Genomic DNA, 5812 nt, shown 5'->3' on the forward strand with positions numbered 1-5812 from the left:
TAAGAACATATGTTAAAAGTGATTTACATCTAAGATTCATAGATCCACCTTTTAGACAGGGAAAAGATTACAAATTTTTTGATGATAACCAACCTGAAGAAAAATACTGGGACTGGATGAGAGATGTTCTGTCTCGAGTCTATGATGTTACGGACGAGGGCGGGGCTGTTTATTTTATGCAAAGGGAAAAAAATACGGAGAGTGTTCTTACGACCTTAAGAAAAACTGGTTGGAAATTTCAGAATCTAATTGTATGGAAGAAAAAGACATCTGCGGTTCCATCAAAATACAGATATTCGAAGCAATATCAAGTTATTGCTTACGCTACAAAGGGTAAGAAACCGCGAGTGTTTAATAAATTGCGAGTGGATCCACCTATCCCGCCCGGGTATAAGTATGAGAGACCAAATGGTATTTACCTCACAGACGTATGGGATGATATAAGGGAGTTAACATCGGGATATTTTGCCGCTGATGAACCAATCCGGGATAGGAGTGGAGAAAGGTCTCATACACAACAATCTCCTATAGCTCTTCTTTTAAGAATAATCTTGACTTCGACTACTCCAGGTGATTTGGTTTTAGATCCATTCGCAGGGACCGGCACGACATCAATTGTCTCCCAACAGCTACAACGCAGCTCAATTTTAGTAGAGATTGACCCAAACAATGTAAATATTATTAAAAATCGTTTAAATGATTTAAGACCGCCAGATGATATCCTTAAGTACCAAAAGTATTACAGATATAGCCAAAATTTAAAGGCAATATGGCCTTCTTATAAGCCAATACAACTTCCAAAACAGAGTAGTTTATTCTAATATGTATAACTCTATTGACGTTGTCGATTTTTTCATTGAAATGGTCAATTCATTAAAGTCCGAAGATATTAATCTTAATTCGTCTTTGGAGGAGATAAGTATAAAAGCCGGTAAGAATGATTTCGCTTATATCGACAACCGCAAAGATGCGTTGAATAAATATGGCTGTGATTTTTGGGGGAATACTAAAAAGCTTTTTAAAAATGAAACTGCGTTCATCCACAAAATTAAAGCCACTGTCAATGAAAATCTTCTGTATTCGAAGTCCGAACAATTCCCAGATTTCATGTTGAAAGTAAGAAAGCATTCGGGAAAATTGATATGTGGTAGCTTATTAGAGCTGAAAGATTCAAAAGGTGGGAGCATAGCGTCGTTTAACTCCACACTTCCTACAAAATACAAAAACCTCGAAGAATTAGATATAATTAATGGAAAGAGCCTCGTATCTAGAATCGCTCATATCCTAGACACTGACTTATCAGGGGAAAAATCGTATAATAGCTTTGAGAGAAGAAATTTTTACTTAATACGAACTCATGCTGGTAATGAGGAGAAAGTAAGGATTTCCGTGGTAGATGGATCTTTTTTTGAAACAGTCCCAAAAGATCACTTGATTTATCAAATGTTTTTAAACGTGTTCCGTTCACATTTGGAAAAAAAAGAAATTAATATTTCTCAAGATGCTTTAAAAGAGTTTGAAAAAACTCTATCGGCTATTACGGACCAGACATTAATTGCAAGTTCTCAAATAATTGAAAAAGCCTCGGTTCGTCCTAGACTCCGAATTATGGCTGAAGTACATCCTGAAGGTAATCCCCATGGTCGTCATTATCCCAAAATCACAGAACGAAGTGTAAATCTTATTTTAGAATCTTCACCACATGTGATAGACCTTAATAAGCAGATATCTCAGGCCATACCGGAAATTGACACAATTACTATCAAGCACAAGAGAAATGGTGATCATATTGTATTTCAACTTAGATTCTAAGATTTCAAATTGAATATCCATATTATATTATTGTTTTATTAGTTTTGTTAGTCTCTGAGATTGTTTAGCATTGCTGAAAATAAAGTCTGCCCCCGTGCCGTTCTGGAAAGCTTAGACTTCCCTGTTATAAAAGAACTCCTTTCGCAGTCGATACATTCCGAAGCAACTCTACCTCTCGTGGAAGCGCTCCGCCCGATATCAGACATTGCCGAAATTAAAGATCGACTCCGGCTCGTTACCGAGATGCGCGCTATTCGGGAGGACGGCGGCGAATTCCCAATTGACTCATTTGAAAATGTTGAAAATGAAATCGGGATTCTCGGTAAAGAAGGGGGTCTGCTTCAACCTGAGGGGCTGAGAAAAGTTGGGACTCTTCTCGGCTTATCGAGCTCCATCAAATCCTATCTGAAAGACTGTTCAGAAGAACAGCCGCTGCTCTTTGCGATGTCAAACGGACTCAGCGCCCTGCCGGAAATCGAGAAGAGGATAAAGCGGACGGTAGGACCGGAGGGCGAAATTCTCGACAGCGCCGGTCAGGGGCTTCGCAAGATCCGCAAATCGATCCAAACCGCCGAAAGCAAGATGCGCAAACGGCTTGACGAGATCATGGGAAAGCTGGTCAAAGAGGGCGTAGCGAGGGAGGGGAACCCTACTATCCGGAACGGGAGGTTCGTTATTCCGGTGATAATAGAAAAGAAAAATCGACTCAAAGGAGTGATCCACGACAGTTCGGCAAGCGGAACAACTCTGTTCATAGAACCGTTGGAAGTCATCGAACTCAGCAACAAAGTTCAGAGCTTGAAGGTCGAAGAGTCGCGAGAGATTGAGCGGATACTGAAAGAGATCTGCGGCGAACTGCGTCCTCACGCCCGGGAGATTGCCCTGAATTATGATACTCTGATGGAGATCGACCTTATTTACGCGAAATCTGAGATTTCGAGAATTATGAATGCCTGCGCGCCGATTTTATCGGAAGGAGGGGAAGTAACGTTAAAGAAAGCCCGCAATCCCGTCCTCGAACAGTTAAGAGACGTAGTTCCGCTCGATTATACGCAGGGAGACGGCGTCAAAACGATTGTAATTACGGGTCCGAATGCCGGCGGAAAAACTGTGGCTCTCAAAACGGTCGGATTGTTCTCACTGATGGTTCAGTCGGGGCTCCACGTTCCTCTTTCTGAGGAATCGAAAATGGTTGTTTACGACTCGATATTTTCCGATATAGGCGACAGGCAGTCGATAGCGGAAGACCTTTCGACGTTTACATCGCACATGAAAAATCTGAAAGAGATTCTCGACGACGCGGACGAAAAAAGCCTCGTACTGATAGACGAGATCGGTACGGGCACCGACCCCGCCGAGGGTGCGGCGTTCTCCGCGGCGTTTTTGGAAGAGCTGAACGATAGGGGAGCCGCGACAATCGTGACGACCCATCACAGCGCTCTAAAAACCCTTGCTCAGGAGAGGAACAGGTTTCTAAACTGCTCCATGGAGTTTGACGTTGACACCTTGACTCCGACGTATAAATTTCTATCAGGCGTTCCCGGTTCATCTTTTGCTCTCGAAATATCCCGGAAATTAGGAATTAGTGAGGCTCTCATAAAAGACGCTGAGTCGAGAATCGGGAGTGATAACGTCCGCGTGGACAGACTGCTAATTGATCTTGAGCGCGAACGGCAAATTCTTCGGAAAACCGAAGAAGAAGTTACGGCTCTTCAATCCCGCCTTAACAAAATGGTGACGGAGTACGAAGAAAAACTCCAAAATTCCAAATCGTTCGGAAAGAAATTGAAGGCTGAAGCGGCGATAGAAGCGAAATCGATTCTCGCCGATGCCAACGCGGCTATTGAAAAGGCGGTCAGGGAAATAAAAGAAAGCGCCGGCGAATCACAGGTCATAAAAACTTCTAAAGAAAGGATTGATAAACAAAAGAAAGATGTGGATGATCTGATCTCATCGAATTCGGAAGTTGAAGAAGAAAATCACAAACCCCTGCGTCCGGAGGAGATAAAACCCGGTATGAAAGTCTTGATCCCGTCGCTTCAAGTCTCAGGGTCGATTGAAGAGGTCATCGCCGGTAAGAAAGATGCCGTTGTTTCAGTAGGCAGCACTAAAATCAGGATCGGGATCGATAAGTTATATGAACCCGATTCGGATACCATAGATGAAAGCTCCTATGTCAGCACAGGATATAGAGGACCGGGCGTGCGGGAGGTAAGTCACGAGGTCAGTCTTAGAGGAATGAGGGCGGAAGAGGCGATTTCGGTACTGGACAAATACCTCGATGACGTTATGTTAGCCGGATTTTCAAGGGTTGAAGTGATTCACGGCAAAGGGGAGGGGATACTGAAGAAATTAGTTGCCGAACGGCTCGAATCGCATCCGCATGTCAAAAAGTTCCATACGCCGGAACCAAAAATGGGCGGCGCGGGAGTTACCGTCGTGGAGCTCGATTGACCTTGAGAGTACCTGAACACATCATAGATAATATACGGGATTCGACGGAAATCGTTTCGCTCGTGGGGGGTTACGTCAACCTGAAAAAGAGAGGCACGAACTTTCTCGGGCTTTGCCCATTCCATAATGAAAAAACCCCGTCGTTCAGCGTAAGTCCCTCAAAGCAGATCTGGCACTGTTTCGGTTGCAACAGGGGGGGAAACGTATTCAGTTTCGTTATGGAGTACGAACGTGTGAATTTCATCGACGCTGTCCGGACGCTCGCGGAAAAGGCGGGAATCGAAATTCCCGAATCTAAGACATTTGAAGAGGGTGAAAGCAAATCCGCCGTTCTTTATAAGGTGAACAGAGCCGCCGCCTCCGAGTATCATAAACAGCTGACCGGGGACGACGGGGCGGAAGCGAGAGAATATCTCGCCGGCAGAGGGATCGAAGGAGAGATGCTCAAGGAGTACGGCATCGGGTTAGCCCCGAACGAATGGGAATGGCTGAAGGGGAAATTGAGCGGTAGAGGATTTGACGAAAAATTATTGATAAGCGCCGGATTGTTGGGCAAAAGCGAGCAGGGCAACACTTATGATTTATTCAGGGGGAGGATCGTTTTCCCGGTGATAAATGAAGCGGGTAAGGTCGTGGCGTTCGGAGGCAGGGTGTGGAAAGAGGAGAACGGCGGGGGAGCGAAATATGTCAACAGCCCTGAGTCGCCGGTGTATATAAAAGGTAAAGTGCTTTACGGTCTCTATCAGACAAAAGAGAGCGTGAAAAAAACGAACCGGATTCTGCTGGTAGAAGGATACACCGATTTCCTGAGCATAGTCGGCGCGGGGATAACAAACGCAGCTGCGACTTCGGGAACCGCCCTGACGCAGCAGCATGCGCGGCTGGCGAAAAGGTACGCCGACTCGGCGGTATTGCTCTACGACGGAGACGAAGCGGGAAGAAAGGCGGCTGTCCGCGCGGCGGTGCAGTTGATGGGAGTCGGTTTCGATATAAGAGTGGCGCAGCTCCCCGACGGGTCTGACCCTGACAGCTTTGTCAGAAAAGAAGGTCCCGAAAAACTGAACGAACTTATCGGCAGCGCGGCGGGGTTTGTGGATTTCAGGATCGGGATCATTCCGGAAGTAGATCTATCGGAACCGGCGTTGAAATCCCGCGAGGTGAAACGTGTGGTGGAAGAGCTGATTGACCTGAAAGACGAGCTGGTTAAAGACTTACTCCTGAAAGAATTCGCGTCGAAATTCGGTGTGGATGAGGAACTGATAAAAAGAGAGTCGGAAAAATATAAATCATACATTAGAGCAGAGGATGAAGCGGGAGAAGCCATAGAGTTCAAGCTCGACGGTGCGGTTCAAAAAGCGGAGTATCAGCTCGTGATGCTGCTGTTCTCTATGAACGACAAAGTCTATGATTCAACTAAGGAATTCCTTGCCGATTATAACTTCTCAAACGACCATATCGCCAACTTATCGGGTCTGATTTTAAAATAAGATTTGCAGCAAAACCTGTCGAAACCCTACGATGAGATAAACGATCCGAAGGAGAGATC

Annotated in this window: 4 protein-coding genes; all 4 read left to right on the top strand. The window is 45.2% G+C overall.

The window, feature by feature from the left end; genetic code table 11:
• Window positions 1–821: site-specific DNA-methyltransferase (locus tag IID12_09530; protein ID MCH8289327.1), on the top strand; the 821-nt coding region annotated here is incomplete at its 5' end.
• A 1-nt stretch (window position 822) separates the two neighbouring features.
• Window positions 823–1812 carry a hypothetical protein gene (locus IID12_09535; protein MCH8289328.1) on the top strand — a complete coding sequence of 330 codons (990 nt, stop codon included), beginning with the start codon at window positions 823–825 and terminating at the stop codon, window positions 1810–1812.
• A gap of 60 nt (window positions 1813–1872) precedes the next feature.
• Window positions 1873–4266, top strand: a complete 2394-nt coding sequence (locus IID12_09540) for an endonuclease MutS2 (GenBank protein ID MCH8289329.1) — start codon at window positions 1873–1875, stop codon at window positions 4264–4266.
• 2 nt (window positions 4267–4268) lie between these two features.
• Window positions 4269–5753 (top strand): DNA primase, encoded by a 1485-nt coding sequence (locus tag IID12_09545; protein MCH8289330.1) that lies wholly within the window; start codon window positions 4269–4271, stop codon window positions 5751–5753.
• Window positions 5754–5812 lie beyond the last annotated feature (59 nt).

Source organism: Candidatus Neomarinimicrobiota bacterium, from assembly GCA_022567655.1.
GTDB lineage: Bacteria > Fidelibacterota > SORT01 > SORT01 > SORT01 > JADFGO01.